This window comes from Bradyrhizobium sp. SRS-191 (genome assembly GCF_024586915.1).
In the GTDB taxonomy this organism is placed as follows: domain Bacteria; phylum Pseudomonadota; class Alphaproteobacteria; order Rhizobiales; family Xanthobacteraceae; genus Bradyrhizobium.
In genome coordinates this window covers 1-2,433 of the sequence record NZ_JANBVS010000052.1, presented here as the reverse complement: position 1 = coordinate 2,433, position 2,433 = coordinate 1, and the positions used below count along the sequence as shown (strand labels likewise).

2 protein-coding genes and 1 pseudogene are annotated in these 2,433 nt (G+C 62.4%); 2 read left to right on the top strand and 1 reads right to left on the bottom strand.

The genetic code is table 11. The features are described 5' to 3' along the window. The coding region (locus NLR35_RS33760; RefSeq protein ID WP_257170862.1) for a GGDEF domain-containing protein at positions 1 to 963 on the bottom strand (963 nt) is incomplete at its 3' end. A 459-nt stretch (positions 964 to 1,422) separates the two neighbouring features. Between NLR35_RS33760 and NLR35_RS33755 the strand changes: the two genes are divergently transcribed. Further along, complete coding sequence (locus NLR35_RS33755) at positions 1,423 to 1,992, top strand: sigma-70 family RNA polymerase sigma factor (protein WP_257170861.1); 570 nt, start codon at positions 1,423 to 1,425, stop codon at positions 1,990 to 1,992. Next, positions 1,989 to 2,433 (top strand): annotated as a pseudogene (locus tag NLR35_RS33750) (hypothetical protein); the annotation flags it as partial. The gene NLR35_RS33755 and the pseudogene NLR35_RS33750, both read left to right, overlap by 4 nt.

Genomic DNA, 2,433 nt, shown 5'->3' with positions numbered 1-2,433 from the left:
TTGTGCAGCCTCGCTCTCGGTGTTCGGCAACAGCAGCAGGAACTCCTCGCCACCGTAGCGGCCGAAATGGTCTTCCGGGCGCATGTTTGCGAAGATGGTGATCACGAACGTGCGCAGCACGTCGTCGCCGACGGGATGGCCGTAGGCGTCGTTGATGCGCTTGAACCAATCGAGGTCGATCAGTGCGATCGAGCAGGGCGTCGAAGACCGGTGCGACGCCTCGATCCCGGCGCCGAGCAGCCGCATGATGCAACGGCGGTTGTATGCGCCGGTCAGCTCGTCGAGTTCGGCAAGCTCCTCGATCCGACGATAGGCTTCCTTCAGCTCGATGCTGCGGCGATAGAGAATCTTGCGAAGGGTGGCGCCGAACAGGCCGAGAAAGGCGCATTGGCCGATCACCATCACGAAGCACAGCATCGTTGCCGCGCGCTGCATCGGTGTCGCAACGGGTATGCCGATCGGCAGGTCCGAGCCAAGGAACGCGGCGGCGAGGCCGCTTGCCGCGAGCGCCCAGGTCAACACGGCCTGGGTCGGGGTCATGCGCAACGTGCCGAAGGCGAAGATCAGGAACAGCACGGAGATGAAGGCAATGCCGATCGTCGGTACCGTCAGCAGGAAGACGAATTGCAGCGCCATGTGCGCCGTAATCTGGAAGACGGTGAGATAGTGGTCGGTCAACCTGTCGCCGACGCCGGCCTCCGACAGTACGGCGAACGTGCCGATGATCATCAGGCCGCTGAGCCAGAACAGCGAGGGAATCTCGAACGAGATCGTGCCGTCATAGGCGTAGAGCAGAAGGTCGAAGGCGCCGAGCGAATAGCTCGCGACCTGCCCGACATACATATGGCGGCGCTGCCTCACCCGCCGCGCCTGCATTTCGGACGCCGTCGCCGCGGATGGGACGGCGAAATCCGTGACCTCAGCGGCACTCGTCTCCGGAAAGGACGTCGCAGCTGTGCTCATGATCCCGCCGATGTCGATGTCAGCGCAAAAATCTACGGGGCAAGCCTTTAGGTTTGGTATCCTTTGCCGCCCGGCCGGAATGCTCAACCCGGGATCGCCGAAATGGGCAGGCCGGTGAGTTTGCCGTCGATTAGGCATTCCGCAGGATGCGATCGAGCCAAATCGCACGCCTGCGAGACATATCGAGACACATGCCGCGCAGGGCTGCTATGGAACCCGATGTGAATGGGATGGAACCGGATCTGCTTGCCCAAGTCCCGGCAAGTCGTTCTGCAAGAAAGTACTTACTATGTTACCATTTTCAGTCGAGGCTGCGGACCGTGGCGGTGGCGCCCGGAATTCCGCGCGTATGTGGGGCGGATCACACAAGACCCCGTATGACTGCGGTAGGTTGAACAATTTTGCATCACCCGTCGAACCCGCCGCGTTATGGACCCGACCAACCTTGCGAGACGGGCATTGAGCGTGACACAGGCGGCTTCGGACGAGGTCCTGATCGCCAGGATCGCTCAAGGCGACCGGCTCGCCATGCAGGTGCTGTATGGGCGGCACCATGTCAGGGTTTACAGGTTCGGCCTGAGGCTCGTGCGCAACGAGCAGGCGGCGGAAGACCTCATCAGCGAGGTGTTTCTCGACGTCTGGCGTCAAGCGGGCAAGTTCGAGGGCCGATCCGCGGTTTCCACCTGGCTGTTGGCAATCACCCGATTCAAGGCTCTTTCTGCGCTCAGGCGCAGGAAGGACTTCGAATTGGACGAAGACGCCGCGAACGCGATCGAGGACCAGTCCGACGATCCGGAAACGGTGGTGCAAAAGAAGGATACCAGTGCGGCGTTGCGGGAGTGTCTGACGGGACTTTCGCCGGAACACCGGGAGATCGTCGATCTGGTCTACTACCACGAGAAGTCCGTGGAAGAAGTGGCCGAAATCGTTGGCATTCCGGAGAACACCGTGAAGACGCGCTTGTTCTACGCGCGCAAGAAACTGGCCGAACTGCTGAAGGCAGCCGGCGTTGAGCGAGGCTGGCCATGATGGCATTGAGCAAGAAGATGCTGGAGCAAGAGCCCAGTGAGATTGAGATGCTGTTGCCCTGGCACGCCGCGGGCACGCTGAACGCGCGTGATGCCCGCCGGGTCGAGGAGGCGCTGTCGCGCGATCCGGAGCTTGCCAGGCAATATGCCGTGATCCGCGGCGAATACGAGGAGACCATTCATCTGAACGAGAGCCTGGGTGCTCCGTCGGCGCGCGCGATGCAGAAGCTGTTCGCTGCGATCGATGCGGAACCTGCGCGGGCCGCCGTTTCGCAGCCTTTGTCGGTGCGCATCTCCACCTTCTTCGCCAGCCTGTCGCCGCGCACGCTGGCCTGGTCGGCGAGCCTTGGCGCGATCGCGCTGGTGCTGCAAGCCGGCGTGATCGGCGCGGTGCTGATGAAGAGCCAGCCCGCCACCTTCCAGACTGCCTCGCTGTCGACCG